Annotated in this window: 26 protein-coding genes and 1 riboswitch; of the genes, 17 read left to right on the plus strand and 9 right to left on the minus strand. The window is 73.5% G+C overall.

Annotated features, from left to right (window positions below; all coding sequences use genetic code 11):
- The first annotated feature begins 64 nt into the window (after positions 1–64).
- The 4 genes from EBO35_RS07485 to EBO35_RS07500 all read left to right on the plus strand — a co-directional run bounded on the left by EBO35_RS07485 (position 65) and on the right by EBO35_RS07500 (position 4,102).
- Positions 65–271 carry a hypothetical protein gene (locus tag EBO35_RS07485; RefSeq protein ID WP_122817160.1) on the plus strand — a complete coding sequence of 69 codons (207 nt, stop codon included), beginning with the start codon at positions 65–67 and terminating at the stop codon, positions 269–271.
- A 126-nt stretch (positions 272–397) separates the two neighbouring features.
- Positions 398–560, plus strand: a riboswitch (cyclic di-AMP (ydaO/yuaA leader).
- Positions 561–571: 11 nt separating this feature from the next.
- Entirely contained in the window at positions 572–1,564 is a 993-nt protein-coding gene (locus EBO35_RS07490) for a C40 family peptidase (RefSeq protein WP_122817161.1), read from the plus strand.
- Positions 1,565–1,601: 37 nt separating this feature from the next.
- Entirely contained in the window at positions 1,602–2,813 is a 1,212-nt protein-coding gene (locus EBO35_RS07495; protein WP_122817162.1) for a hypothetical protein, read from the plus strand.
- Positions 2,810–4,102, plus strand: a complete 1,293-nt coding sequence (locus EBO35_RS07500; RefSeq protein ID WP_122817163.1) for a M48 family metallopeptidase — start codon at positions 2,810–2,812, stop codon at positions 4,100–4,102. The genes EBO35_RS07495 and EBO35_RS07500 overlap by 4 nt, the downstream gene beginning before the upstream one ends.
- Positions 4,103–4,143: 41 nt before the next feature.
- On the opposite strand, the gene EBO35_RS07505 is transcribed toward EBO35_RS07500, so the two are convergent.
- Positions 4,144–5,931 carry an AMP-dependent synthetase/ligase gene (locus EBO35_RS07505; RefSeq protein WP_122817164.1) on the minus strand — a complete coding sequence of 596 codons (1,788 nt, stop codon included), beginning with the start codon at positions 5,929–5,931 and terminating at the stop codon, positions 4,144–4,146.
- Positions 5,932–6,064: 133 nt separating this feature from the next.
- Between EBO35_RS07505 and EBO35_RS07510 the strand changes: the two genes are divergently transcribed.
- The 5 genes from EBO35_RS07510 to EBO35_RS07530 are packed head-to-tail and all read left to right on the plus strand — an operon-like array spanning position 6,065 to position 10,133.
- Positions 6,065–6,505 carry an SRPBCC family protein gene (locus EBO35_RS07510; RefSeq protein ID WP_122817165.1) on the plus strand — a complete coding sequence of 147 codons (441 nt, stop codon included), beginning with the start codon at positions 6,065–6,067 and terminating at the stop codon, positions 6,503–6,505.
- Positions 6,506–6,521: 16 nt separating this feature from the next.
- Positions 6,522–7,703 (plus strand): ArsA family ATPase, encoded by a 1,182-nt coding sequence (locus EBO35_RS07515; protein ID WP_122817166.1) that lies wholly within the window; start codon positions 6,522–6,524, stop codon positions 7,701–7,703.
- Positions 7,700–8,206, plus strand: a complete 507-nt coding sequence (locus EBO35_RS07520) for a hypothetical protein (RefSeq protein WP_122817167.1) — start codon at positions 7,700–7,702, stop codon at positions 8,204–8,206. Before EBO35_RS07515 ends, EBO35_RS07520 begins: the two co-directional genes overlap by 4 nt.
- A complete protein-coding gene (locus tag EBO35_RS07525) occupies positions 8,203–9,144 on the plus strand; it encodes an ROK family glucokinase (RefSeq protein ID WP_122817168.1) in 942 nt (313 codons plus the stop codon). Before EBO35_RS07520 ends, EBO35_RS07525 begins: the two co-directional genes overlap by 4 nt.
- A gap of 2 nt (positions 9,145–9,146) precedes the next feature.
- Positions 9,147–10,133: an ROK family protein gene (locus tag EBO35_RS07530; RefSeq protein ID WP_122817169.1), complete on the plus strand. Its 987-nt coding sequence runs from the start codon at positions 9,147–9,149 to the stop codon at positions 10,131–10,133.
- A 62-nt stretch (positions 10,134–10,195) separates the two neighbouring features.
- Here EBO35_RS07530 and EBO35_RS07535 read toward each other — a convergent pair whose 3' ends face one another.
- Together EBO35_RS07535 and EBO35_RS07540 are read right to left on the minus strand one after the other, a co-directional pair.
- Complete coding sequence (locus tag EBO35_RS07535) at positions 10,196–10,582, minus strand: hypothetical protein (RefSeq protein WP_122817170.1); 387 nt, start codon at positions 10,580–10,582, stop codon at positions 10,196–10,198.
- 9 nt (positions 10,583–10,591) lie between these two features.
- Positions 10,592–11,416, minus strand: coding sequence for an alpha/beta hydrolase (locus EBO35_RS07540; protein WP_241153909.1), 825 nt, complete (start codon positions 11,414–11,416; stop codon positions 10,592–10,594).
- A 58-nt stretch (positions 11,417–11,474) separates the two neighbouring features.
- On the opposite strand from EBO35_RS07540, the gene EBO35_RS07545 reads away from it, so the two are divergent.
- The 5 genes from EBO35_RS07545 to EBO35_RS07565 are packed head-to-tail and all read left to right on the plus strand — an operon-like array spanning position 11,475 to position 15,484.
- Complete coding sequence (locus EBO35_RS07545; RefSeq protein WP_122817171.1) at positions 11,475–12,248, plus strand: lysophospholipid acyltransferase family protein; 774 nt, start codon at positions 11,475–11,477, stop codon at positions 12,246–12,248.
- Entirely contained in the window at positions 12,245–13,399 is a 1,155-nt protein-coding gene (macS, locus tag EBO35_RS07550; protein WP_206422782.1) for a MacS family sensor histidine kinase, read from the plus strand. The genes EBO35_RS07545 and macS overlap by 4 nt, the downstream gene beginning before the upstream one ends.
- On the plus strand, positions 13,396–13,911 hold the full coding sequence (locus tag EBO35_RS07555; protein ID WP_122817173.1) for a flavin reductase family protein: 516 nt from the start codon (positions 13,396–13,398) through the stop codon (positions 13,909–13,911). The genes macS and EBO35_RS07555 overlap by 4 nt, the downstream gene beginning before the upstream one ends.
- Positions 13,912–13,920: 9 nt before the next feature.
- Positions 13,921–14,574: a response regulator gene (locus tag EBO35_RS07560; protein ID WP_122817174.1), complete on the plus strand. Its 654-nt coding sequence runs from the start codon at positions 13,921–13,923 to the stop codon at positions 14,572–14,574.
- Entirely contained in the window at positions 14,564–15,484 is a 921-nt protein-coding gene (locus EBO35_RS07565) for a hypothetical protein (RefSeq protein WP_122817175.1), read from the plus strand. The genes EBO35_RS07560 and EBO35_RS07565 overlap by 11 nt, the downstream gene beginning before the upstream one ends.
- Before the next feature lie 113 nt (positions 15,485–15,597).
- Here the strand turns inward: EBO35_RS07565 and EBO35_RS07570 are convergent, their stop codons facing one another.
- From EBO35_RS07570 to EBO35_RS07580, 3 genes are read right to left on the minus strand one after another with little or no spacing between them, the layout of a single operon-like run.
- Positions 15,598–16,242 (minus strand): response regulator, encoded by a 645-nt coding sequence (locus EBO35_RS07570; protein WP_122817176.1) that lies wholly within the window; start codon positions 16,240–16,242, stop codon positions 15,598–15,600.
- On the minus strand, positions 16,239–17,393 hold the full coding sequence (locus tag EBO35_RS07575; RefSeq protein WP_241153910.1) for a sensor histidine kinase: 1,155 nt from the start codon (positions 17,391–17,393) through the stop codon (positions 16,239–16,241). Before EBO35_RS07575 ends, EBO35_RS07570 begins: the two co-directional genes overlap by 4 nt.
- Before the next feature lie 24 nt (positions 17,394–17,417).
- Positions 17,418–19,532, minus strand: a complete 2,115-nt coding sequence (locus EBO35_RS07580) for an MMPL family transporter (protein WP_122817178.1) — start codon at positions 19,530–19,532, stop codon at positions 17,418–17,420.
- Between the two features lie 201 nt (positions 19,533–19,733).
- Between EBO35_RS07580 and EBO35_RS07585 the strand changes: the two genes are divergently transcribed.
- Entirely contained in the window at positions 19,734–20,429 is a 696-nt protein-coding gene (locus tag EBO35_RS07585; protein WP_122819465.1) for a VOC family protein, read from the plus strand.
- Positions 20,430–20,552: 123 nt separating this feature from the next.
- Positions 20,553–21,320: a DUF4232 domain-containing protein gene (locus tag EBO35_RS07590; protein ID WP_164477855.1), complete on the plus strand. Its 768-nt coding sequence runs from the start codon at positions 20,553–20,555 to the stop codon at positions 21,318–21,320.
- A 67-nt stretch (positions 21,321–21,387) separates the two neighbouring features.
- Here EBO35_RS07590 and EBO35_RS07595 read toward each other — a convergent pair whose 3' ends face one another.
- Positions 21,388–22,068 (minus strand): phosphatase PAP2 family protein, encoded by a 681-nt coding sequence (locus EBO35_RS07595; RefSeq protein ID WP_164477856.1) that lies wholly within the window; start codon positions 22,066–22,068, stop codon positions 21,388–21,390.
- A gap of 296 nt (positions 22,069–22,364) precedes the next feature.
- Positions 22,365–23,612 (minus strand): HNH endonuclease signature motif containing protein, encoded by a 1,248-nt coding sequence (locus tag EBO35_RS07605; RefSeq protein ID WP_122817181.1) that lies wholly within the window; start codon positions 23,610–23,612, stop codon positions 22,365–22,367.
- A gap of 236 nt (positions 23,613–23,848) precedes the next feature.
- On the opposite strand from EBO35_RS07605, the gene EBO35_RS07610 reads away from it, so the two are divergent.
- Positions 23,849–24,625, plus strand: coding sequence for an MOSC domain-containing protein (locus EBO35_RS07610; protein WP_164477857.1), 777 nt, complete (start codon positions 23,849–23,851; stop codon positions 24,623–24,625).
- Between the two features lie 4 nt (positions 24,626–24,629).
- On the opposite strand, the gene EBO35_RS07615 is transcribed toward EBO35_RS07610, so the two are convergent.
- Complete coding sequence (locus EBO35_RS07615) at positions 24,630–25,511, minus strand: RNA polymerase sigma-70 factor (RefSeq protein ID WP_122817183.1); 882 nt, start codon at positions 25,509–25,511, stop codon at positions 24,630–24,632.
- Between the last annotated feature and the right edge of the window lie 5 nt (positions 25,512–25,516).

Raw genomic sequence — 25,516 nt, forward strand, 5'->3', positions numbered from 1 at the left:
GGCGACACGCCGGACCGGCCCGTCGCGGGCGCCGATGTCGGTGGCCGGTGCGAGCGTTCCCGCCATGACGACGAGAATCGACTGCGACAGCTGCGTGGTGCGGGGTCTGGCCTGCCACGACTGCGTGGTGACGGTGCTGCTGGGGCCGCCCCCGGAGCTCACCTTCGATGACGACGAGCGGCGCGCCCTGGAGGTGCTCGCGTCCGGTGGCCTGGTGCCGCCGCTGCGCCTGGTCCAGCAGCTCGACCCGCCCCAGGTCGAGTCCGCCTGAGACCCCGGCGCAGAACTTCTGCACCGAATGTGCCAGAGGTTTGGCGGGCGGCGACCGGCGCGACTATCGTGACTGGCTCAGGTGCTCGTGGGAGTGGACCAGCCGGTCCGCGCGGGCGCCGCGCTGAGTTCCGAGTCGCCTCCGGGTGGCCCGGGAGCCGGGGAACCAACTCTTTTCTGGGGTGAATCTCCCGCAAGGCGGCGGCACGCAGGTGTCGCCGAGGAGCGGGCGTAGGGCAGGTCGTGCCCGAATCCGTCAGCTCACCCGGCAGGCGTACGACACCAAGGAGACCGCTCGCACGTGCTGAATGGCCGAAAGCGAATCGTCACTGGCCTCGCCGGGCTCGCGCTCGCGGGAACCATCGGAATCGTCCCCTCCTCCCCGGCCCAGGCCGAGCCGGACATCGACGACGTGCAGGCCCAGGTGGACCGGCTCTTCCACCAGGCCGAGCAGGCCTCGGAGCGTTACAACGACGCCCGCCTGGAGCTCGCCGACCTCGAGCGCGACCTCAAGGCGCTGCGCGCCGACGAGCGCCGCCAGGGCAGCGAGCTGGCCTCGGTGCGCGAGGACGTCGCCGACTCGATCGTCTCCCAGTACACCGGGCAGGGTGTCTCGGCGGCGGGCCAGGTGCTCGTCTCCGACGACCCCGGGTCCTTCCTCGAGCAGCTGACCACCATGTCGGCCTACAACGACCTGCAGGGCGAGCTGCTCGGCACCTACGGCACCGAGCTGGAGGCCCTCGACATCCGTCGCGAGGCCACCGAGAAGCGCGTCGCCCAGGTCAGCGCCACCGAGGAGCAGATGGCCGCCGAGCAGGCCGCCATCGAGAAGAAGAAGGAGGAGGCCGAGGGCCTCCTGGACCGGCTCAAGGCGGAGGAGCGCGAGTCGATCCTGTCCCGCGGCACCACTCGGACGCCCACGGAGGTCAAGGCCCCCGCGGCCTCCGGCCGGGCCGGCGCGGCGATCCAGTACGCCATGGCCCAGGTCGGCGACGCCTACGTCTACGGTGCGGCCGGGCCCAGCGCCTTCGACTGCTCCGGCCTCACGATGATGGCCTGGGCGCAGGCCGGCGTGTCGCTGCCGCACTCCTCCAGCGCCCAGTTCTCCTCCGGCGCTCGGGTCGCGGAGTCCGACCTGCAGCCCGGCGACCTGGTCTTCTACTACAGCCCGATCAGCCACGTGGGCATGTACATCGGCAACGGGATGATCGTGCACGCCGCGAACCCCGGCACCGGTGTCGTGACCGGCGCGCTGCACTCCATGCCGTACGTCGGCGCCGTCCGCCCTGGCTGACGCACCGACCACGAAGGCCGGTCGCCCCCGTTGGTGGGTGGCCGGCCTTTCGGCGTTCCTGGCGCTCCTCGCGGGGGTCGTCGCCTGGCTGGTCCTCACCGACGACCCGTACGTCGCCACCGCGCCGCCCGGACGCGCCCCGCGCCCGGAAGCCGCCGGCGCCGCCGGCGCCGCCGGTGCGGTCCGGGCGCTGCAGGAGGCGGTGCGCGAGCGCGACCCCGACGCGGCCGCGGCGCTCGCCGGCGATGCCGACGCCGGCTCGCTGCTGACGGCGGTCGTCGCCAACGCCGCCGAGCTGCGGCTGGCGGACTTCTCGCTGCGCTACGTCGACGCCGATGCCGGGCCCACCCGGGCCGGCGCCTGGACCGCCAGCGTCGCCACCACCTGGCGCTTCGCCGGGATGGACGCGACCCCCGCCTCCGCCGAGGTCCGGTTCGGGTTCGTGCAGGACGATGGGGAGGTGCGGATCACGACGATCGGCGGCGGCGCCCACCGCACGCCGCTGTGGCTCGCGGGGCCGGTCGCCGTCCGGCGTACCCCGCAGACGCTGGTGCTGGCCGCGGGCGGGGCGCCGGTCGCCCGGCGGTTCGAGCGGCTCGCGCTGGAGGCGGTCCCGGTCGTGTCGGCGGTCCTGTCGCGCTGGCGTCCGGCCCTCGTCCTCGAGGTGCCCCGCTCCGCGGCGGAGCTGGACCGGGCCCTCGCCGCGGAGCCCGGCACCTACGCCGCGATCGCGGCGGTCACGACCACCGTCGACGGCTCGGTCGACGACGACGCGCCGGTCCACGTGCTGGCCAACCCCGAGGAGTTCGCCTCGCTCGGAGCGGTCGGCGCCCGGGTGGTGATGAGCCACGAGGTCACCCACCTGGCGACCGGAGGGGCGACCAGCCCGGTGCCGCTGTGGCTGCTCGAGGGCTTCGCCGACCACGTCGCGCTGCGCGACGTCGACCTGCCGCTGCGCCGCACGGCCGCCCAGGTGATCCGCCAGGTACGCCGCGACGGCCCGCCCGCGGCGCTTCCCGGGGCCGCGGAGTTCGACGTCGGCGGGCCGCACCTCGGCGCCGTCTACGAGAGCGCCTGGCTGGCCTGCACGGTGCTGGTCGAGCGGGGCGGCGAGGACGCGCTGGTCGAGCTCTACGAGCGCGCGGATCGGGGCGAGCCCCTGGGCGAGGCGCTGACGGACCTGTTCGGCTGGTCCGAGGCGGACCTGGTGGCGGCCTGGCGCGACCGGCTGCGCGAGGTGGCGTCATGACCGGCGCCGCGAGCCCGGACCCGAGCCCAAACCCGGCGTCCGGCGCGGCGCTGCGGGTCGGCCTGGGGGTGACCCTGGTCGCGGGCACGGCGCTGGTCGTCCTCGGTGCGCTCCTGGTCCCGTGGGACCCGGTGCCCGGGGGGCCGCTGGTGCCGCCGGACCCGCTCAGCGTCTTCACGGCCGGGCAGGTCGAGCGTGCCGAGGAGTTCTCCCGGTGGGCCCGGGTCTGGAGCTGGAGCTCTCTCGCGGTCTCGACCCTCCTCGCGTGCTGGTTCGGGTTCAGCCGGCGCGGCCGAGCCGTCGTCGCCCGGTTCCAGCGCGGGCCGTGGTGGCTGCGGGTCGTGCAGGCCGTCGCGGTCCTCACCGTCGCAGGGCGCCTGGTCACGCTGCCGCTCGGGCTGGCCCACCGCCAGCACCTCCGGGGGTACGGGCTCTCCACCCAGTCCTGGGCCGGCTACGCCCTGGACCTGCTCAAGGGCGAGGCGCTCGACATCGTGGTGACCTCGCTCGCAGTGCTCGTGGTGATGGCCTGCGCGCGCCGGTGGCGGCGGTGGTGGCCGGCGGTCGCCGGCTCCCTGGTGGCCGCGCTGGTGCTGGCCGGGTCCTTCGCCTATCCGGTGCTCGTCGAGCCGCTGTTCAGCTCCTTCGAGACCCTGCCGGCGGGGTCGCTGCGCACCGAGATCCTGGACCTGGCCGACAAGGAGGGCGTCGAGGTCGACGAGGTGCTCGTCGCGGACGCCTCGCGGCGTACGACGACGCTCAACGCCTACGTGTCCGGCTTCGGCGGCACCCGGCGCGTGGTCGTCTACGACAACCTGGTCGAGGACCTGCCCCCGGAGCAGGCGCTGTCGGTGGTGGCCCACGAGCTGGCCCACGCCCGCCACGACGACGTGCTGGTCGGCTCGGTTCTCGGAGCGCTCGGCGGCGGGCTGGCCGTGGGGCTGCTCGCCGTGGTGCTCGCCCTCGGTGGGCGCCGGGGCGGCCGGACCTGGTCGATGGCCGACCCTGCGGTGGTCCCGGTCCTGCTCGCGCTGTTCGCGGTCGGCTCGCTGCTGGCCAGCCCGGTCGAGAACACGGTCAGCCGCCAGATCGAGACCCGCGCCGACGTCGACGCGCTCGAGACGACCGGCGACCCCGCCGCCTTCGTGGAGATGCAGCGTCAGCTGATGCTGCGCTCCCTGGCCGACCCCACGCCGTACGCGTGGTCGCAGTTCTGGTTCGGCAGCCACCCGACCGGGCTGGACCGGATCGCGCTGGCCCAGCGGGTCGCCGAGCGGCTGGACCGGTAGCCGGCCGGCCGCCCCGGTCGGGAGCGGCCGGCCGTGACCGGTCAGCTGTAGAGCGCGTCCACCTCGTCGCGGAACTGGGCGAGGACCACGTGCCGCTTGAGCTTCAGGCTCGGGGTCAGCAGTCCGTCCTCCTCGGTCCAGTCCTCGGCGAGGATCCGGAACTTGCGGATCGACTCGGCCTTGGAGACGGCCTCGTTGGCCTCGTCGACAGCGAGCTGGACCGCCGCGTGCAGGTCCGGGTCGGTGAGGCTCGCCGCGATGTCGGGGGACTTCCCGTGCTGCTGGGCCCAGACCGGGAAGACCTCGGGGTCGATCGTGACCAGCGCGCCCACGAACGGGCGGCCGTCGCCGACGACCATGCACTGGCTGACCAGGGCTGCGGCGCGCAGGCGGTCCTCGAGGACCGCGGGGGCGACGTTCTTGCCGCCAGCGGTCACGATGATCTCCTTCTTGCGCCCGGTGACCTTGATGAAGCCCTCGTCGTCGACCTCGCCGAGGTCGCCGGTGCAGAACCAGCCGTCCTCGTCGAACGCCTCGGCGGTCGCCGGGTCGTTGGCCCAGTAGCCGCGGAAGACCTGGCCGCCCTTGAAGAGCAGCTCGCCGTCCCCGGCGACCCGGACCGCGGCACCGGGGAACGGTCGGCCGACCGTGCCCATCTTGATGGCGCCGGGCATGTTCGCCGACAGGGCGGCGGTGCTCTCGGTGAGGCCGTAGCCCTCCAGCACGGTCAGGCCGATGCCGCGGTAGAAGTGCCCCAGCCGCTCGCCGAGCGCGGCGCCGCCGGAGATCGCGTACTCGCACTGGCCGCCGAGGGCGGTCAGCAGCTTGCCGTAGACCAGCTTCGAGAACACCGCGTGCTGCAGGCGGGTGCCGAGCGGGACGCGGCCCTCGTCGAGGGACTTGGAGTAGGCGATCGCGACGGCGGCGGCGCGGTCGAAGATCTTGCCCTTGCCGTCGGCCGCGGCGTTCTGCGAGGCGGTGTTGAACACCTTCTCGAAGACCCGCGGGACGGCGAGGATGAACGTCGGCTTGAAGCTCTGCAGGTCCGGCAGCAGGTTCTTGGTGTCGGGGGTGTGCCCGATCCGCGCCCGGGCCTTGATCGCGCCGATCTGGAGGATCCGCGCGAACACGTGGGCCAGCGGCAGGAACAGCAGCGTGGCGGCGTCCTTGCCCTTGAAGATCACCTCGAGCTCGTCGACGGCGACGCCCAGCTCGACCATGAAGTTGGCGTGCGTGAGCATGCAGCCCTTGGGCCGCCCGGTGGTGCCGGAGGTGTAGATCAGCGTCGCGAGGTCCTGGGGACCGGCCGCGGTGCGCCGCTTCTCCAGGTCGTCGTCCGAGATGTCCTCGCCCAGCCGGGACAGGACGTCGATGGCGTTGTCGCCGATCGACCAGACGTGGTTGAGCTCGGGGAGCTCGCTGCGGGCGTCGGCGACCCGGGCCACGTGGTCGGCGGTCTCGGCGACCACGCCGCGGGCGCCGGAGTCCTTGAGGATCCAGGCGATCTGGGAGGCCGAGGAGGTCTCGTAGATCGGCACCGACACCGCGCCGGCGAACCAGATCGCGTAGTCGAGCAGCGTCCACTCGTAGCGGGTCTTCGAGATCAGGGCGACCCGGTCGCCGACCTCGATGCCGGCCGCCACCAGGCCCTTGGCCACGGCGCTGACCTCGGCGAGGAACTCGGCCGCGGTGACGTCCTGCCATCCCTCGGGGCCCTGGCGGCTGAACGCGACGTACTGACCGGCCTCCCGGGCGTTCGTCACCACGTCGTCGGTCAGGTTGCCGGTCGTCGGCACCTCGATGGTCACCGGGCTGGAGAACTCCCGCACGTCTTTCCTCCTGTTACGGTCCGGAACGGACACATTTCCTGCAGGTTACCGCCGGGTTCGGGTGGCCTTCGCATCCGGTACGCTCCCAGCCGTTGACCACCCGCCCGCACGCCCGAGCCCGAGGGGGCAGTCCATGGCCGAGCAGACCACGTCCTCGATCGTCATCGAGGCCGCACCGGCCGACGTGATGGCCGTGATCGGCGACTTCCCGGCGTACCCGGAGTGGGCCAAGGGGATGCAGCGCGTCGAGGTGCTCTCCGAGCACGAGGACGGCTGGGCCGAGCAGGTCTCCTTCGTCCTCGACGTCGCGCCGATCAAGGACGAGTACACGCTGGCCTACGAGTGGGACGGCACCGACGAGGTCACCTGGACGCTGGTGGAGGGCAAGATGATGCGCGCCCTCGACGGCGCCTACGTGCTGCGCGACCTCGGCGACGGCACCACCGAGGTGACCTACCGGCTGGTCCTCGACGTCTCGATCCCGCTGATCGGCATGCTCAAGCGCAAGGGCGAGAAGATCCTCATCGACACCGCCCTGAAGGGCCTGAAGAAGCGCGTCGAGTCGCTCGGCTGACGGGTCGCTGACCAGCGTGCGGATCCTGCTGTTCACCGGCAAGGGCGGCGTCGGCAAGTCCACGGTCTCGGCCGGGACCGCGGCCCTGGCCGCGGCCCTGGGACAGCGCACGCTCGTGCTCTCCACCGACGCCGCGCACTCGCTCGCGGACGCGTTCGGGGTGCCGGTGGGGCCGGAGCCGACCGAGGTGGCGCCGCTGCTGTTCGTGCAGCAGGTCGACGCCCAGCGGCGCTTCCAAGAGTCCTGGGCCGACATCCAGGGCTACCTGCTCTCGGTCCTCGACACCGTGGGCGTCGACGCCGTGGCGGCCGAGGAGCTGACGGTGCTGCCCGGCGCCGAGGAGGTGCTGGCCCTGCTCGAGCTGCGGCTGCGGGTGCTCTCCGGGGAGTGGGACGTGGTCGTCGTGGACTGCGCGCCCACCGCGGAGACGCTGCGGCTGCTCGCGCTCCCCGAGGCCCTGGGCTGGTACATGCAGCGGGTGCTGCCGGCCGAACGGCGGATCGTCAAGGCGCTGCGCCCGGTGCTGTCGCGCTCGGTCGGCGTGCCGATGCCCGGGGACACGTTCTTCGACGCCGTGGAGCGCCTGCACGCCGAGCTCGACGAGGTCCGCGCGCTGCTGACCGGCCCCGGGGCGAGCGTGCGGCTGGTGCTCACCCCCGAGCAGGTGGTGCTGGCCGAGGCCCGGCGCTCCTGGACGAACCTGTCGCTGTACGGCTACCGCGTGGACGGCGTCGTCGCGAACCGGGTCTTCCCGGCCGAGGACGCCGACGACTGGCGCGCGGGCTGGGTGCGGGCCCAGGCCACCGTGCTGGCCCAGGTCGAGGAGTCGTTCGTCGGGCTGCCGGTCTGGCGCTCGGTCTACCGGCCCGAGGAGCCGGTCGGCCTCGAGGCGCTGAGCACGATGGCCGCCCAGCTGTACGCCGGGGCGGACCCGCTGGCGCCGCCCGCCGGCGCCGGTCCGTTCCGGATCACCCGCGGCGGGTCGGGGGCGACCCTGCACCTCGCCCTGCCGCTGGTCGAGCGGGCCGACGTCGACGTCGCCCGCGCCGGCGACGAGCTGGTCGTCACCCTGGGTGCGCACCGTCGGCTGCTGACGCTGCCGGCCGGGCTGGCCCGGCTCTCGGTGGCGGGCGCGGGGGTGGTCGCGGGGGAGCTCCAAGTACGGTTCGCCGGGGACGGACGTGAGGAGCAGCAGTGAGCGGGTCGCAGAACCGCCCGGAGGACGGGCACGCCGAGGAGCCGGTCGGCAGCGTCGCCGAGGAGGCGGCCAAGCTGTTCGGCGCGCTCGCCGACGCCGCCGGTCAGCAGCAGGCCGGTCTCGGCTCCGGCCTGTCCGGGCTGTTCGCGCAGGCCGCCGGCCGGGTCGGGCAGGCCCAGGAGCACCTGGCGCGGCCGGGACCCGACGGTGCCGGGCCGGAGGGGACCGGGCCCGAGGGGACCGGGGCGGGCGAGGACTGCGCCTGGTGCCCGGTGTGCCGCGCCGCGCACGTCGTACGCCGGACCAGCCCGGAGGTCCGCGCGCACCTCGCGACAGCTGCCTCGTCGCTGCTCCAGGCCGCCGCGGGGCTGCTGGCCACCACTGTCGCGGACCCCGCCCCGGGTTCCGGCCGCGGGACCGGCAATCCCCCCAGGGCCTCCAAGGTGGAGAAGATCGACCTCGACGAGCCGGACCAGAACGACGAGCCGGGGGCGGACGCATGAGCCTGGCCTGCGGGGTCGACGTGGGCGGCACCAAGATCCTCGGTGGCGTCGTCGACGAGGACGGCACCGTCGTCGAGGAGCTGCGCGTGGAGTCGCCGGCCACCGACGTCGAGGCCATCGAGGACGCGATCACCGACCTGGTGCGCACCCTGCGGACCCGCCACGAGATCTCCGCGGTGGGCGTCGGGGCGGCCGGCTACATCGACAAGGACCGGGCCCGGGTGCTGTTCGCGCCCAACATCGCCTGGCGCGACGTCGACCTGAAGGCCGAGCTCGAGGAGCGCGTCGACCTGCCGTTCGTGATCGAGAACGACGCCAACGCCGCGGCGTGGGGCGAGTTCCGCTACGGCGCCGCGCACGACATCGACGACCTGCTGATGCTCACGATCGGCACCGGCGTCGGCGGCGGCCTGGTGCTCGACGGCGAGCTGTACCGCGGCGCCTTCGGGGTCGGCGCGGAGATCGGGCACCTGCGCCTGGTCCCGAACGGCCGGCTGTGCGGCTGCGGCAACCTCGGCTGCCTGGAGCAGTACGCCAGCGGCTCGGCGCTGGTGCGCGACGCCCGCGAGCGGGCCCGCGACGGGGACCCGGCGGCGCGCCCGGTGCTCGAGCTGGCCGGGGGAGACCCGGAGCTGATCACCGGCCCGATGGTGCACGAGGCGGCCCGGGCCGGCGACCCGTTCGCCCGGGATCGGTTCGCCGAGATCGGCACCTGGCTCGGCGAGGCGATCGCCTCCCTGGCGGCCGTGGTCGACCCGGCGGTGACAGTGCTCGGCGGCGGCGTCAGCGAGGCCGGCGACCTGCTGCTGGACCCGGTGCGCAGGGCGTTCGGCGAGCAGCTGACCGGGCGCGGCTACCGGCCCGCCCTGGAGATCCGCCGGGCGACCCTCGGCAACCGGGCGGGGCTCATCGGCGCCGCCGACCTCGCCCGGCGGTAGCCGTGACGGACCGGCACCCGGCACCGCCCACGACGGCGCTGCACATCGGCGTGGACGTCGGCGGGACCAAGGTGCTCGCCGCCGAGGTCGACGCGGACGGCACCGTGCGTCGTACGGCGCGCCGGTCCACGCCGGGACGGCGCGTCGAGGTGGCGCTGGTCGAGCAGGCGCTGACCGACGCGGTCCGCGAGGTCGCGGGCGGGCGCCCGGTCGCCGGCGTCGGCCTGGCGGCCGCCGGCTTCGTCGACGCCGCCGGCGAGCGGGTGATGTTCGCACCGCACCTGCCCTGGGCGGGCGAACCGGTGCGGGCCCGGCTGGAGGAGCTGTGGGGCCACCCGGTCGCGCTGGACAACGACGCGAACTGCGCCGCGCGTGCGGAGCTGCGCTTCGGGGTCGCGCGGGCCGCGACCGACGCGCTGGTGGTCACGATGGGCACCGGCATCGGCGGCGCGGTGGTGCTGGCCGGCGCGATGCACCGCGGACGCAACGGGATGGCCGGGGAGTTCGGGCACATGCAGGTGGTGCCGGACGGACAGCCCTGCGAGTGCGGCCGCCGGGGCTGCTGGGAGCAGTACGCCAGCGGCAACGCGCTGGTCCGGCACGCGCGCGCCCACCTCGGCTCCGGGCCGGGCGTCCTGCGGGACCTGTGCGGCGCCGACCCGGACCGGGTCGTGGGGCCGATGGTCTCCCGCGCCGCCGAGGCGGGCGACCCCGTGGCGCTGGCCGCGTTCGCGTCGGTCGGGCACTGGCTGGGGGTCGGCGTGGCCAACCTCGTCGCGGCCTTCGACCCCGAGCTGGTCGTGGTCGGCGGCGGGGTCTCCGCCGCCGGCGAGCTTCTGCTCGGCCCGGCCCGCGAAGCCCTGGGCAGCAGCCTGGTCGGCGCGGCCCAGCGCGAGGTTCCGCGGCTGGTGCGGGCCCGGTTCGGCCCCGAGGCCGGCGTGGTCGGCGCCGCCGACCTGTCCCGCGCCGCGGCGGCCCGGGCCGCCTGAGCCGGGTCGACTGAGCTGGGTCGCCTGAGCTGGGTCGACTGAGCTGGGTCGCCTGGGCCGGGTCAGACCTGGGCGCCGTCGTCCCAGGGGTCGCGCGGGCCGCCGGGCATCCTCCAGACCAGGTAGAGGAAGCCGCCCACGAACCCGACGACCAGCGCGTAGGAGAGCAGCCGCGGCAGGTCGATGCCGAGGACCAGGCAGACCAGCAGCACCGCCGGTGCCCCGAAGACCCCGAGCCAGGCCAGCAGCCGGTCCCGGCTCGGCCGGGGGACCGGGAGCGGCTCGGGCGGAACGAACGCCTCCGCGGGCTCCTCGGCGGGGCCCTCCAGGTACGCCGCGAACGGCTCCGGCGGCTCGGGCTCGGGCTGCGGGGTCGGGTCGATCGCGGGGCGGTCCCCGTAGTTCTCGACGATGGCCTTCCAGGCCTCGTCGTCCTCCTCGCGCGGCACAGGACGAGCCTAGTTGCTGGTGCCCGGGACGGCGTCGCGCGGCAACCCGTCCGGGTGGGCGGGCACCCGCGCCAGGAACCGGGCGCTCTCCTCGTGGATCCGGGGCGCGTCGTGGTCGAGCGTGGCCACGTGGAAGCTCCGCGCCAGGCGCACGACCTCGACGTCGGTGGAGGAGACCGAGCCGGTGATCAGCGGCTCGGAGAGGTCGTCGACGACGTTGTCGACGGTCGAGCGCAGGTAGAGCAGCGGCGCGGTCACCCGCGGCAGCGCGGCCACCAGGTCCGGCCAGGCGCGGACCATCGAGTGCGCGGCCTTGAGCGGGGTGCGGGGGTAGCCGTGCTCGTCGGCGCCCTCGAGCGCGATGTCGTTGACGATCCCGGGCATCGAGGGCAGCAGGTGCTTGAGCACCGGCAGCAGCTTGATGTCGCGGCGCCGAGTGGCCACCGCCGGGTTCACCACGACCACCCCGGCGACCCGGTCGGGATGCTCGGCGGCCAGCCGCAGGGCGAGCGCCCCGCCCATCGACAGGCCGCCGACGACCACTGCGTCGTTGTCCAGGCACAGCCCGTCGAAGACCCGCGCCAGCTCGCCGTACCAGTCCTCCCAGGTGGTGGCGTTCATCTCCCGCCAGCTGGTGCCGTGCCCGGGCAGCCGCGGCACCTCCACGGCGTACCCCAGGCCGGCGAGGTGCTCGCCCCAGGGCTTGATCGAGGCCGGCTGCCCGGTGAAGCCGTGGCTGAGCAGCACGCCGACGCGCCGGCCTCCGGTCAGGTCGGGCTGCGCGGGTACCGAGAGCGGGGCGGCCAGCGGATGGATCGTCATGGGTGCCGTCATGGGTGCACTGTAGGTCTAGAGTTCCGGTGACTCGGTCGTGTTCGGAGAGGGTGCTGCGGTGTTGTACTGGTTCCTGAAGTGGGTGGCGCTGGGCCCCTGGCTCAAGCTCGTCTTCCGGCCCCGGCTCGAGGGTGCCGAGAACGTCCCCGCCGAAGGGCCGGCGATCCTGGCCAGCAACCACCTCTCGTACGCCGACTGGCTGTTCATGCCGCTGCGCCTGCCGCGCCGGGTCACGTTCGTGGCGAAGGCGGAGTACTTCACCGGCAAGGGCGTCAAGGGCTGGCTGCAGCGCGGCTTCTTCGGCGGCTCCGGCCAGGTGCCGATCGACCGGACCAGCGGCTCGGCGGCCGAGGGCGCGCTCAGCGCGGCCAAGCGGATCCTCGACGAGGGCCACCTGTTCGGCATCTACCCCGAGGGCACCCGCTCCCACGACGGGCGGCTCTACCGCGGCAAGACCGGCGTGGCGCGGCTCGCGCTCGAGTCCGGCGCCCCGGTGATCCCGGTCGCGGTGATCGGCACCGACGTCGTGGCCCCGCCCGGCAAGAAGTTCGGCCGCTTCCACCAGCCGCTGGTGAAGTTCGGCAAGCCGCTGGACTTCTCCCGCTACGAGGGCATGGAGAACGACCGCTACATCCTGCGCTCGATCACCGACGAGATCATGTACGAGATCATGCGGCTCTCCGGCCAGGAGTACGTCGACGTCTACGCAGGCCAGGCTAAGGAGGACGCCCGGGCGGCCCGCAAGGCCGAGGCGGCCGCGGACGGCTCGGGGGACGGGGTCGACCAGCCCCGCAAGCCCGGCGAGCCCGGCGAGCAGAAGAAGGCATCCTGACTCCTCCGGTCGACTGGCGCCGCCCCGGGGCGACCGTCGGCGACCGGCTCTTCGCAGCCCTGGCCGTGCTGCGCATCGTCGTGCTGCTCAACGCGGTCGCGATGAACCTCTACCGGGCCGAGAACTTCCAGCGCCCGCTCGCCGGGGCGCTCGTGGTGGCCGCGATGGTGGGCTGGACGGCGTTCGCCACCTACGCCTACGCCGACCCCGCCCGGCGGACCCGGTGGCTCCTGGTCGCCGACCTCGCGGTCGCAGTCGCCGCGATGGCCTCCTCGCCGCTGCTCAAGGGCGACGGGTTCAACGCCACGGTCCCGGGGTTCTGGGTCGCCGCGGCGCTGTTCGCCTGGGCGGTCCAGTACGGCGTGCTCGGCGGGCTGGCGGCCAGCGTCTGCCTGGGGGCCACCGACCTGCTGATCCGCGACGGGATCAGCCAGGCCCAGTACGGCAACGTCTTCCTGATCCTGATCGGCGGCCCGATCGTCGGCTTCATGGCCTCCTCGCTGCGGGCCATGGCCGTCGAGCGGGACCGGGCCGAGCGGGCGGCGGCCGCGGCGACCGAGCGGGCCCGGCTGGGCCGGGCCGTCCACGACGGCGTGCTCCAGGTGCTCTCGCTGGTGCAGCGGCGCGGCAGCGAGCTCGGCGGCGAGGCCGCCGAGCTGGGCCGGCTGGCGGGGGAGCAGGAGGCGTCGCTGCGCCGGCTGATCCGGGCCCAGGACGCCGTCGACCCCGAGACGCCCGGCGGTGTGGTGGACCTCGCGGCGGCGCTCGGCGCCCTGGAGTCGGCCACCGTCACCGTGGCCGGGCCGGGCACCGTCGTCGAGGTCGCCGAGCCCGTCGCGACCGAGCTGGTCGCCGTGGTCCGGGCCTGCCTGGACAACGTCGCGGTCCACGTCGGCCCCCAGGCGCCGGCGTGGGTGCTGCTCGAGGCCGTCGGCGACCGGATCGCGGTCGCGGTCCGCGACGAGGGACCCGGCATCCGGCCCGGCCGCCTCGAGCAGGCCCAGGCCGAGGGGCGCCTCGGCGTGTCCGGCTCGATCCGGGGCCGGATCGCCGACCTCGGCGGGACGGCCGAGCTCAGCACCGGGCCCTTCGGGACCGAGTGGGAGCTCACGGTGCCCCGGGGCGCCGGCTGCGTAGGCTCGCGGCCGTGACCATCCACGCCGGGCACCCGTTCCCCACCGACGACGACCCGGTGCGCCGGCTGCGCGGCCGGCTCGGCGGCGCGGTGTCGCTGTGGACCGCCGGGGAGGGCGCGGGCCGGGCGGGGCTCACGCTGAGCTCGGTGATGGTGGCGAACGGCGAGCCGGCCCGGCTCCTGGGGCTGGTCGACCCGGACTCCGACCTCGCCGAGGCCGTCGAGCGCACCGGCGCCGCGGTGGTCCAGCTGCTCTCCTGGCCGGACCGGGACCTGGCCGAGATGTTCGCCGGGACGGCTCCCGCGCCCGGCGGGCTGTTCCGGCAGGCGGAGTTCGAGCAGACCCCCTGGGGGCCCCGGCTCGCCACGGCCAGCACCTGGACCGGCGTACGCCTGGAGTCGGCGCGGCCCACCGGCTGGTCCACCCTGCTGACCTGCACGATCGAGGAGGTCGTCGTCGGTGAGGAGGCGCAGCCGCTGGAGCACCGCCGCGGTCGCTACCGGCGGCCGGTCGAGGACATGCCCTAGGGTCCCGCCATGGACGAGCCGCGGATCCGGGTGATGGTGGTCGACGACCACCCGATGTGGCGCGACGCGGTCGAGCGGGACCTCGCCGAGGCCGGCTTCGACGTGGTCGGGGTCGCCGCGGACGGGCGCCAGGCGCTGGCCCGCTTTCCCGCCGTACGCCCCGAGGTGCTGGTGCTGGACCTGCAGATCCCGGAGCCGAACGGCGTCGCGGTGACCGCCGAGGTGCTGCGCCAGGACCCGGCCGCCCGGGTGCTGATCCTCTCCGCGTCCGGGGAGCAGGCCGACGTCCTGGAGGCGGTCAAGGCCGGCGCGACCGGCTACCTGGTGAAGTCCGCGTCGCGGGCCGAGCTGGTCGCGGCCGTACGCCGGGTCGCGGCCGGGGACACCGTGTTCACCCCTGGGCTGGCGGGCCTGGTGCTCGGCGAGTACCGGCGCCTGGGGGAGCCGGGCGGCGAGCCGAACCACCCGGAGCTGACCCCGCGCGAGACCGAGGTGCTGAAGATGGTGGCCAAGGGGCTGGGCTACCGACAGATCGCCGAGCGGCTGGTGCTCTCGCACCGCACGGTCCAGAACCACGTGCAGAACACCCTGCGCAAGCTGCAGATGCACAACCGCGTCGAGCTCACCCGGTGGGCGATCGAGCGGGGCCTCGATGCCGACTGAGGATCCCGCCGGGATCCTCAAGATCGCCGAGGAGGTCTACGGGCTCGGGCTCGGGGAGTTCACACCGGCCCGGGACGCCCGGGCCAAGGAGCTCAAGGGCACCGACCTCGCCGCCCCGGTCCGCAAGCTGCGCAAGCCGTCGACGGCCGCGTGGGTGGTGAACCTGCTGGTGCGGCGGGAGAGCGAGCAGGTCGAGCAGGTGCTCGCGCTCGGGGCCGCGCTGCGCGAGGCCCAGGCGACGATGTCGGCCGACGACCTGCGGGCGCTGACCCGGCAGCGCCGCCAGCTCACCGCCGCGGTCACGACCACGGCCCGGGCGGTGGCCCGGGACGCGGGCGTCCGGGTGACCGAGGCGGTCGCCGACCAGGTCGAGGCCACGCTGACCGCGGCGATGGTCGACGCCGACTGCGCCGCCGCGGTCCGCAGCGGCCTGCTGGTCGCGCCGCTCGCCGCGACCGGCGTCGACGAGGTGGACCTGACCAAGTCGGTCGCGCTGCCCGCCGCGCTCGGTTTCACCGCCAAGCCCCGGGCGGCCGAGCCCGCCGCCCGGCCCGAGCTGCGCGTCGTACCCGACCCGGACGCGGACGCCAAGGCGCTGGCCGCGGCGCAGGAGCGGCTCGCGGAGGCCGACGCGGAGGTCGCGGCGGCCGAGGAGTCGCTGGCCATCGTCGCCAGCGCGGTCGACGACCTCCGGGCCCGCGAGCTCCAGGTCGCGGCCGAGCTCGACGAGGTACGCCGCCGGCTGGCCGAGCTCGAGACGAGCGCCGAGGAGGTCGAGGAGGACCTCGCGGAGGCGGAGGAGGCCCGCGCCGAGGCCGAGGGGGCCGCCGGCTCGGCGAGGGAGGCCCGGGACGCGGCCGCGGGCGTCGTCGAGCGGCTGCGGGGGAGCCGCCGAGGAGGGCGGTCCTGACCACCACCGGCACGACCGCCGACGGCCGACGGCCGACGGCCGGAGCCTCGAGGTGCTCGACGCGGGGTGAGATCTCCGGACTCGCCCGGGCGGGTCAATGCTCGGCGAAGCGCCTAGGGGAGCCCGGCTTCGTACGCGGCGATCACGAGATGGACCCGGTCGCGAGCGCCCATCTTCGCGAGGATGCGGGCCACGTGAGTCTTGGCAGTCAGCGGGCTGACGACCAGCTCGTCCGCGATCTCCTGGTTGCTTCGGCCCGCGGCGATGAGCCGAAGCACCTCGCGTTCGCGCGCCGTCAGGCTGGCCAGCCGCTCGGGCGCAGGCGCGTCCGGGCGACTCAGGGCACGGGTGATGACCGCCCTGGTCGCGCCGGGCGACAGCAGCGCCTCCCCGGCCGCGACGGTGCGGATGGCGTCCAGCAGCGCGTCCGGACGGGTGTCCTTGGGCAGGAACCCACACGCCCCCGCGCGAAGGCCGCGCAGCACGTTGGTGTCTGTCTCGAACGTGGTCAGGATCAGCACCTTGCTGCCGCTCGGTCCATCGGCAGCGAAGATCTGCTGAGTCGCCTCGATGCCGTCGGTGCTCGGCATCCTGATGTCCATCAAGACGACGTCGGGGCGTAGGTCCCGGGTCAGCGTCACCGCCTCGTCGCCGGTGCCGGCCTCTCCGACAACCACCATGTCAGCAGCTGAGTTGACCAGCAGCGCGAGCGCGCCGCGCACCAGAGTCTGGTCGTCGGCGAGCAGGACCCGGATCACGACGGCACCCCCCAGATCTCCGGTAGCGGCAGGCTTGCCCGCACCTCGAATCCTCCGGACTCGCTCGGCCCGGCGGACAGCTCACCACCGACGGCCTGTGCTCGCCCTGTCATCCCGGCGATCCCGAAGCCGGCCGGTGTCACGGTCGAGTCCGGTCGCGCGGGCCCGTCATCGAGGACCGCGATCCGGAGCCGGTGGCCGTTCTGGTCGAGTCGGACGGTCGCGTGCTTGGCCATCGAGTGTCGAGCGACATTGGTGAGCGACTCCTGGACGATCCGATAGGCCACGATGGACACCGTGGACGGTAGCTCGTCCGGGAGCCCGTCAGCCTCCACGTCGACCCGGACATCAGCCGCCTCGGCCATCTCCACCAGACGCTGCAGCTCGCCGAGGTGGGGCGCTGGCTCGGTCGGCTCGGCCTCGCCACCGTGCAGCACGTCCAGAACGGCACGCAGCTCATGGAGTGTGGCCCGGCTCGTGTCCGCCAGGTGATGCAGCGTGCTGGACAGCTCCCGCAGTGAGGAGTCCCCGCGGCTGGGCAGCTGGTCGATCAGGTGCGCAGCGACGGACGCCTGGACGTTCGCGACCGCGAGGCCGTGCGCCAGGACGTCGTGCAGCTCAGCAGCGATCACTACCCGCTCCTCGGCGACCCGCCGCTCGACCTCGTCGGCGCGCTCCTGCTCGAGCCGCGCGGTGACGGCGGCCTTCCAGGCTTCATGGAAGCGGACCGCCAGCCCGGCAAAGAAGGCCATGAACAGCCAGCCGACGCCGAGGAGAGCATCTCCAGGTGCCCCCGACGCCTCGTCGGCGAGGACCGGCACGGTCACCGCGGCCACCGCCACCAGGGCGGCGGCTGCCCGCCGCCGTGGCTGGCTGTAGCGCGCCGCCGCGAACGCCGCCACCAGCGAGGCCGGCATCGTGGCCTCATGGGGATAGTCGAGGAGGTGGTACGGCGTCGACACGGCGAGGACCGCGAGGACGACGAGGATCGGCCAGCGCCGGCGGGCCAGCAACGGCGCCGACATCGCGCCCAGGAGCGCGATCGCCCACAGATCCACGCTTCGCTCGCCGTCGAAATCGACCGCCTCGAGCGTGATCGCGACGACGACGCCGAGCACGAACGCCGCCGCCGCCAGCAGCCAATCGGCCACTGACGGACGGAGCGCCCTCATCGTTCACAGACGGTCATCGACACTGTCCTCACTCGCCCGCGAGAGCTTGCTGGGCCACCAGATCCGCGAACCCAGCGACATCGTCAGTGCGGGAACCACGATGGACCGCACCAGCAAGGTGTCGATGAGCACGCCGACGGCGACCAGTATCCCGATCTCGACGAGCATGACCAGCGGCAGCGAGGCGAGCACCGCGAACGTCGCCGCCAGCACGACGCCGGCCGAGGTGATCACGCCACCGGTCACCGCGAGGCCGCGCTTCGTGCCAGCGACAGTGCCGTGCCGGACGGCCTCCTCACGCACCCGGGTCATCAAGAAGATGTTGTAGTCGACACCGAGCGCGACCAGGAAGAGGAACCCGATCAGGGGCACTGACGGCTCCAACCCGGCGAATCCGAGCACCTGGTCGAACAACAGGTTGCACAGTCCGAGGGCTCCGAAGTACGACACCACGACGGTGGCGACCAGCACCAGCGGAGCCACGATCGCCCGCAGCAGTAGCCCGAGGATGGCGAGCACCACCAGCAGGATCAGCGGCATCACCAGATTGCGGTCGGTCTTGTTGGTCTCGGCCTCGTCGAGCCTCTCGGCACTCGTACCACCGACCAGCGCGGCGTCACCGGCGACCTCGTGCACGTTCTCCCGCAGCTGCTCGATCGTTGCCGTCTCACCCGCGCTGTCTGGAGAGTCGACCGGGAGCACGGAGATCTCCACCCAGTCGTCGCTGGCCCGGCCGATCTCGGCCTGGGCGACCCCCGGCGTACTTTCGACGGCGGCCAGGACCTCGCGGCTCTGGTCCGGCCGACTCATCACGGTGAGCGGCTGACCGCTCTCGTCGGGGTAGCGCGCCTCGATCAGCTTCGCCCCGGTCACCGAGTCCGGTGTCGACCGGGCGAACTGGTCCAGCTGCGGAAGCGAGCCGCTGGCACCCACGGTGCCCAGCGCGAGACCGCCCAGGATCACCAGCGGAGCCGCCCAGCTGACGACGCGGCGGCGCGCGACCAGCTCGCCGAGTCGAGCCCACCCAGAACGGGGTTGGTGTGCCTCACCCCCGAGTCGCGGAACGAACGGCCAGAAGACCCGGCGCCCGAGCACCACCAGCAAGGCCGGGAAAAGCGTCAGCATGACCAGCAGTGCCGCCCCGATGCCCGCCGCACCCACCGGGCCGAGACTGCTGATGCTGTTGAGATCCGCGGCCAACAGGCACAACAAGCCGGCGACCACCGTCGCCGCCGAAGCGAGGATGGCCGGGCCAGCGCCACGCAGCGCCGGCAGCATCGCGTCGATCGGTCGAACGTGTCGGTGCAACTCCTCGCGGTAGCGAGACACGAGAAGCAATGCATAGTCGGTGCCCGCGCCGAAGACCAGCACGATCAGCAGCGCCGAGCTCATGCTCGTGATGGTGAAGTCGAAGATCTGGGTGAGTGCGTAGACGGTGCCCATCGACGTGATCGCCGCGACCCCGACCGAGGCGAGGGGGACCAGCCACAGCAGCGGACTGCGGTACGTCAGGATCAGCAGGAGCGCCACCACCACGGCAGTAGCGAGCATCAACGTCGCGTCGACGGCGTCGAAGACCTCGTCCATGTCGGCCCCCAGGGCGGTCGGACCGGTGACATAGGCGTTCAGGCCACTCGGCCGGTCGTCGAGAAGGGCACGCGCATCCGCGGTGGCGCCGGCCTCCTCGGCGACCGCATCACGGTCGAGCGCAAGCGCGTACATCACTGCCGTGCCGTCGTCGGAGTCGACGATCTCGGGCAGTGCGTCGGTGTCGTTGCCGAATCGCTCCGCCAGCTCGGCCTGGCCGCGTTCGACCGCCTCCCGATCGCCCGGTTGGAGGCCGCCCGGCCGTTCGTACACGACCATGAGCAGGCCGTTCTCGCCGCCGGGCAGGCCGGCCTCGGCCTGGAGCACCTTGGTCGACTGGGCGCTGGCCGGCAGGTAGTCGGCCTGCCCATCGCGGGTCACCGAGTCGAGCTTGCCGGCGAGTGAGTAGCCGCCCACCACCAGCCCGACCCACACGGCCACCATGAGCCAGGGCAGCAGGGTCTTCGTCCGTGATCTCTTCGGTCTCTGGTCCGCACCGGTGTGGTCGGGCGCCGCTAGTTGAGTAGTCATGGCGATCACGCTGTCAAGCCGGCCGGGCTGACGCGTCTGGCCACGGCAGACACCTCGCCGTACTCCGCGCGGAGTACGGCGGGCGGCTGGGGCAGGCGGCTACGGGGGACGTGCCTGACCATGCTCAGCGAGCGTGCGGTGTGTGGCGACGGAGAGAAAAGCCGGACGTCGTAGGGCTCAACACGCCCTATCGTGGGTGCCATGCGTCCGAGCCTGCTGGCGGTGACCTTCGATGTTCGGGACCCGGCCGGGGTGGCACGCTTCTGGGCCGAGATGCTCGATCGGAACGTCGTCGAGACGAGCAGCGGCGTACTCCTCAGAGGCGACGGCGCGCAGCTCGGGCTCGGGTTCGCTCCTTGCCACATCGAGACGACCGAACCGAACCGTGCGCATCTCCACCTCACCAGTACCACCGAGGCCGACCAGCAGCGCACAGTCGACAAGGCGCTCGGCCTCGGTGCCCGCCACCTCGACGTCGGCCAGCGACCCGAAGAGGGGCACGTCGTCCTCGCTGACCCAGGCGACAACGAGTTCTGCGTGATCCCGCCCAACAGCTCCTTCCTGGCCGGCTGCGGCTTTCTCGGTGAGCTCGCATGTGACGGGGCCCGGGAGGCGGGCCTGTTCTGGAGCCAGGCGCTGGGCTGGCCACTGGTGTGGGACCAGGATCAGGAGACTGCGATCCAGTCCCCATTCGGGGGCACCAAGATCGCGTGGGGAGGTCCGTCCACGAGCCCTCCCGTGACACCCCCCAGACAGCGGCTCCACCTCACGATCACCGACGGCGACGCCGGAAGCGAGATCGAGAGGCTGCTCTCGCTCGGAGCCAGCCAGGTCGACGAGAACACCTGGGCAGACCCGGCCGGCAACGAGTTTCGCGTGGTCCATGCCGACGACTGAGCGGTCGGCACACTCATGTCGCAGGCGGCGCCTTCTCGACCTGCCCCATTCCACCGTGATCGGAACGTGACGCCTTCCGGTTGTTCCTGCCCGATCCCCACACCCTGCTCTAGGGTCGCAGGCGTGTTCGAACACGGATCTCATGGCGTCCTGGCGGCCGCCGTGCCTCATGGCGTCCTGGCGGCCGCCGTGTCTCATGGCGTCCTGGCGGCCGCCGTGCTGGGCGCGGCGCTGGCTGTGAGCGCCTGTGGCGTCGACGATCCTGCTGCGCCTGCGGGGAGGGCGACATCGGCGCCGACGCAGCCGCCGCTCAGCGCTGGTCCGCCGAGCGAGGAGGAGCTCTCGCCGGGCTGGGACGAGACGCCCGACGGCCCGCCGCCGACGCCTGACTCCGACCTTCCCGACGCCGCGCTGAGAGAGCTGCTGCGTAGTCGCGCCTCGTCGGCGGACGGCGCCCGGAGCTGCGGCCCCGGGGACGTCGCTGCCCGGCTGTCGGGGATCGACGCTGCGCTCGGTCACCGCTACACCACGCTGGTGGTGAGGAACACGGCGTCGCGGGCGTGCATCGTCGAGGGGGTGCCCGGCGTCGGGGCGCGCGGCAGCTGGGGCCACCGCTTCACCCTGACCGTCGAGCCGGGCACGTCGGTCTCGGGCTCCACCGGACCGGTGCACCTCGATCCGGGCGAGGAGGCGCAGGCGCTCGTGGAGTGGACCGGCGAGCTCGCCGGCCACGACGCCGAGCGCGCGTCGCTCCTGGTGGTCCAGCTGGCCGCCGGCCAGGTCCCGGTCCGGGTGCCGGCCAGCATCACCGGTGTCCCGGAAGGGGAGGCCGACCTCGATGTCGGCATGCTCACCACGCTGCGGGTCGGGCCGTTCGAGCCCAGCACCTGAGCGGGAGCACGGGGCCGAGTCCTGGTGGGAGCGCGCAGGGCCGCCGATCCGCTGGATCTCCTCGACACTAGGGTCGCTGAGACGGAGCCCGGTGAACGAGCCGATCGCAGATGCGCCGCAGCAGGGCGACGGCGATCGTGACCCCCACCAGGCCGAGGGCCAGGCCGGCGAGCACGTCGTGGACGTAGTGGACGCCGGCCGCGACCCGCGAGGCAGCGATGAGCGCGGCAACCGGTACCACGAACCATGCGCTGCGGGGGAGTGTGAAGAAGCAGGCGGCCGCGATGGCGGCGGCGATCGTTGCGTGGTTGGACGGCCATGACCAGTCGCCCACCCCAGGGCAGGCCAGGACCGTCTGGACGTCAACGGCTCGACACGGACGCTGCTGCTCGACCAGGAGCTTGACCAGCTCACTGGTGGCATAGGCCCCAGCGACGCCCACACCCGCGCTCGCGAGTGTCAGGAACGCGCGCCGATCTCGCAGCCAACTCCAGGCAGCCAGCACAGCAGCGCTGCCGACCAGAGCGAGCACACCGACCTCGGCGACCATGCCGACGACTGCCTCCCACTCCGAGCCGGACGCAGCCGCGGCCACGGACGCATACAGGTCGTCGCGCGCGAAGGAGGTCGCTGCGGACAAGAGCGCCAAGAGACCACCGAGCGCCCAGGCGACGCGTGTGCCGCCCGGTACGACGGACGGCTGGCCGGGTCTGCGGGGATGGACGGCACGCAGCGAGGAGGGGCTCACGCTCGGAAAGGCTAGGAATCTCGACGGGCGTTCCAGATCCACCCACGGTCGCGACCGTCGTACCCCGACGGGGGTAGGTCGCTCAGCAATCACTACGCCCCTGGGTGGACGGTAGCCCGGAGCTGCGGGGCCGTCGGCGTCTTCCGGCAGCAAGGGCTTCGGTGGCGGTGATCGGATTCAGGCGACGATGGTCTTCGAAAGGATCACGTAATCCACGCCGTGTTCGCGTGAGAGACCTAGCCCGAGGCGCGGCCCACCGCCGTGCTGCCGTCGTCCCGATGATCTGGAGTTCCGGCTCACCGCCGCCTGGCGAACCGGACGTCGCCGTTGGGCAGGCGGTCGTGGAGGTAGCGGTCGTCGTGGACCAGATGGTGGTGCCGGGAGCAGAGCAGGATCCCGTTCGCGAGGTCCGTCCGCCCGCCGAGGAGCCAGGGCTGCAGATGATGTGCCTCGCACCAGGCCGCGGGGATCGAGCACCCATCAGCGCGGCACTCCCGGTCCCGCAGGGCCAGCGCCTTGCGCTGCGCGGGCGTGAACAGCCGCGCCGTGTGGCCCAGGTCCAGGGGCACCGACCGGGTCCCCAGGACGGCCGGGACGAGGTTCGCCGTGCACGCCATCCGACGCGCCTCGCCGGCCGTGATCCGGGACCCGTCGGCCAGGGCCGCGGTCCCGAGGCCGGTGGTCAGCGCCTCGAGGTCCATCGTGATCATCATCGTCGTCGCGTCGCCGCCGTGCAGCGGCAGCCTCGCAGGATCCAAGACCTCGAGCAGGGAGCAGAACGCCTGGCCCATGCGGCGGTCGTAGGGCTGCTTCTCCGCGCCGTCTCCGGAGCGACGGGGACTGGTGAATGCCTCGAGCGAGGTCGTGAGCCGCAGCGCGACCGCGTCGGGCACCCGGGCCTTGATCAGCGCGGTGCCGTCGCCGAGGTGCTGGATCCGCAGCGACGTACGCCGCCGGGCGCGGCGCTCGGCGGCCTCGAGCTGGTCGGCCTCCAGCTGATCGGCCAGCTCGGGCGCGACCGCCTCGAGGATCCGCTCACCCATCCGCCGCAGCTCGCGCGGCCCGAAGTGCGCCGCCTGCTCGACCAGGTGCTGCTCGGCGCGCGCCAGGACACGTCCCCACTCCTCGGCGCCCACGGAGACGAGCGAGGCGGCCGAGGCCAGGTCGTCCAGCGCGGAGACGATCACGTGGCCCTGGTCGACGTTCACCTCGCCGGTGACCAGGGACCGGCCCAGGTGCTGCCAGCGCCGGTCGCAGGCGGTCCCGAGGCGCTGGGCCCGACGACAGGCCGGGCCCGAGCCGTGGGTGCGGGCGGCCACCCAGGCCGCCACGTCACGGTGTCCCTCGGCCTCGGCGACCTCCCCGGCGCAGGCGATCAGCTTCGCCTGCAGCGCCTCGACGCGCGAGGACAACCGCGCCAGCGTCAGCAGGGCCTCACGCTTCTCGGCGACCGGCAGGAACACCGGCTCGGAATCGACCAGCTTGTCCAGGACAGCCTCGATCGTCGCGGCACCCGCCAGAAAGGGGTGGACCGTCATCGCCATCGCTGCCTCCGGAAGGTCAGAGGTGTGGCAACCTCTGCCACTGCGCTAATCGTACGCCTGTTCGAATTAGCAGAAGAGGGTCCGCGACTAATTCTTTGAATCTGTGGATAAACCCGGGCGGCGCGATTCTGCTCACCCGGCGACCTCCGCGAATCCCGGCGCCAGCCGGCGCGGCGCTCGACAGACGCGCCTGCCGGCCCGATGCTCGGGGGAGTCGACGAGACGAGGAGACACCCGTGGAGATCGTGGGCCTGTGGCGCTATCCGGTGAAGTCCCTGCAGGGGGAGCCGGTCGCCCGCGCACGGTTCGAGGAGGACGGGCTCCTCGGCGACCGGCGGTGGGGGATCCGCGATGAGCGCACGGGTCGGATCCTGACCGCGCGCCGTCGTCCCGAGCTGCTCGCCGCCACCGCGGCGTACGGCGACCACGGGCCGTCGATCACCCTCCCGGACGGGCGGGCCCTGGCCGGACCCGGCGCCGAGACCGACCGGGAGCTGTCCGACTGGCTGGGTGGTCCGGTCTCGCTGGTGCCGGCGGCCACGACGGGGCCCGGACGGGCCGAGTTCTTCCGCGACGCGACCGACGACACCAGCGAGCCGGTCGAGTGGACGATGCCGGCGGGTCGGTACGTCGACGCGGCGCCCGTCCTCGTGCTCACCACCGCCTCCCTGCGCGCCGCCGCGCGGGTCCATCCCGGCGGGGACTGGGACCCTCGGCGGTTTCGGCCCAACGTGCTGGTCGACCTCGACGGCGAGGGGTGGCTCGAGGACGCATGGGTCGGACACGCGCTGCGTCTGGGCGGGGTGGGCGTGCTCCCGACCCAGCAGTGCGTCCGCTGCACGATGGTCACCCGTGCCCAGCCGGGGCTGGACGCCGACGTGGAGGTCTTCCGCACCCTCGCCCGCCATCACGGCGGCCGGCTGGGGGTGTGGGCTGGTGTCTCGGAGCCCGGGTCGGTCGCCGTCGGGGATCGGGCCTCGCTCGCGGCGGCCGGGTCAGCCCGGCCCTCCTAGCGTCTCAACGTCTCAGGGTCGCCTCGACGTCGAGCCCGCCGAGCTTCGCGGGATTGCGTACGGCGAAGATCCGGCTGATCCGGCCGTCCTCGACGGCGAAGCTGATCGCGGTGTCGTAGCCGTCCGCGACGTCGACGATCCTGGCACCGGGCGCTCCGTTGAGCAGGACCGGCAGGATCCGCGCGCGGGCTCCGAACTTCGGGAAGGCGCCCAGCAGGTTGGCCACCTTCTTCGCCCCCACGACCGGTTTGGCGGCCGCTTGGGCGATCCCACCACCGTCCGCCACGAGGACCACCTGCGGGGCGAGGACGTCCAGCAGGCCCTGGAGGTCGCCGCCGGTCACCGCGGCGACGAACCGGTCGACGACCTCCTGCTGCTGACGGGGGCTCACCTCGACCCGGGGTCGCCTGGCCGCGACGTGCTCCCGAGCCCGGTGGCCGATCTGGCGGGTGGCCGCGGCGGACTTGCCGACGGCGTCCGCGATCTCGGCGTACGGCAGATCGAAGACCTCGCGCAGGACGAAGACCGCGCGCTCGGTCGGGGTGAGGGTCTCCAGCACCGTGAGCATCGCGAACGAGACGCTCTCCGCCAGCTCGACGTCGTGGGCGACGTCCGGCGCGGTGAGCAGCGGCTCGGGCAGCCACTCGCCGACGTACTGCTCACGGCGCCGCGCGGTGGTCCGCAGCTGGTCGAGCGCCTTGCGGGTGAGCATCCGCATCAGGAACGCACGCGGGTCCCGGACCTCACCGCGGGCCGCCTCGCCGATGGCGTCCCAGCGGATCCACGTCTCCTGCACGACGTCCTCCGCCTCGGAGGCAGAGCCGAGCATCTCGTAGGCGGCCGTGAACAGCAGCCCGCGGTGGGTGACGAACGGGTCCTCGGACACGGCCA

The sequence above is a fragment of the Nocardioides pantholopis genome (assembly GCF_003710085.1).
Taxonomy (GTDB): Bacteria; Actinomycetota; Actinomycetes; order Propionibacteriales; family Nocardioidaceae; genus Nocardioides; species Nocardioides pantholopis.

Coding starts and splice junctions, on each gene's coding strand:
- EBO35_RS07485 (WP_122817160.1), top strand. CDS start 65: ATGACGACGAGAATCGACTGCGACAGCTGCGTGGTGCGGGGTCTGGCC.
- EBO35_RS07500 (WP_122817163.1), top strand. CDS start 2,810: ATGACCGGCGCCGCGAGCCCGGACCCGAGCCCAAACCCGGCGTCCGGC.
- EBO35_RS07510 (WP_122817165.1), top strand. CDS start 6,065: ATGGCCGAGCAGACCACGTCCTCGATCGTCATCGAGGCCGCACCGGCC.
- EBO35_RS07525 (WP_122817168.1), top strand. CDS start 8,203: ATGAGCCTGGCCTGCGGGGTCGACGTGGGCGGCACCAAGATCCTCGGT.
- EBO35_RS07540 (WP_241153909.1), bottom strand. CDS start 11,416: ATGACGGCACCCATGACGATCCATCCGCTGGCCGCCCCGCTCTCGGTA.
- EBO35_RS07560 (WP_122817174.1), top strand. CDS start 13,921: ATGGACGAGCCGCGGATCCGGGTGATGGTGGTCGACGACCACCCGATG.
- EBO35_RS07565 (WP_122817175.1), top strand. CDS start 14,564: ATGCCGACTGAGGATCCCGCCGGGATCCTCAAGATCGCCGAGGAGGTC.
- EBO35_RS07580 (WP_122817178.1), bottom strand. CDS start 19,532: ATGACTACTCAACTAGCGGCGCCCGACCACACCGGTGCGGACCAGAGA.
- EBO35_RS07585 (WP_122819465.1), top strand. CDS start 19,734: ATGCGTCCGAGCCTGCTGGCGGTGACCTTCGATGTTCGGGACCCGGCC.
- EBO35_RS07605 (WP_122817181.1), bottom strand. CDS start 23,612: ATGGCGATGACGGTCCACCCCTTTCTGGCGGGTGCCGCGACGATCGAG.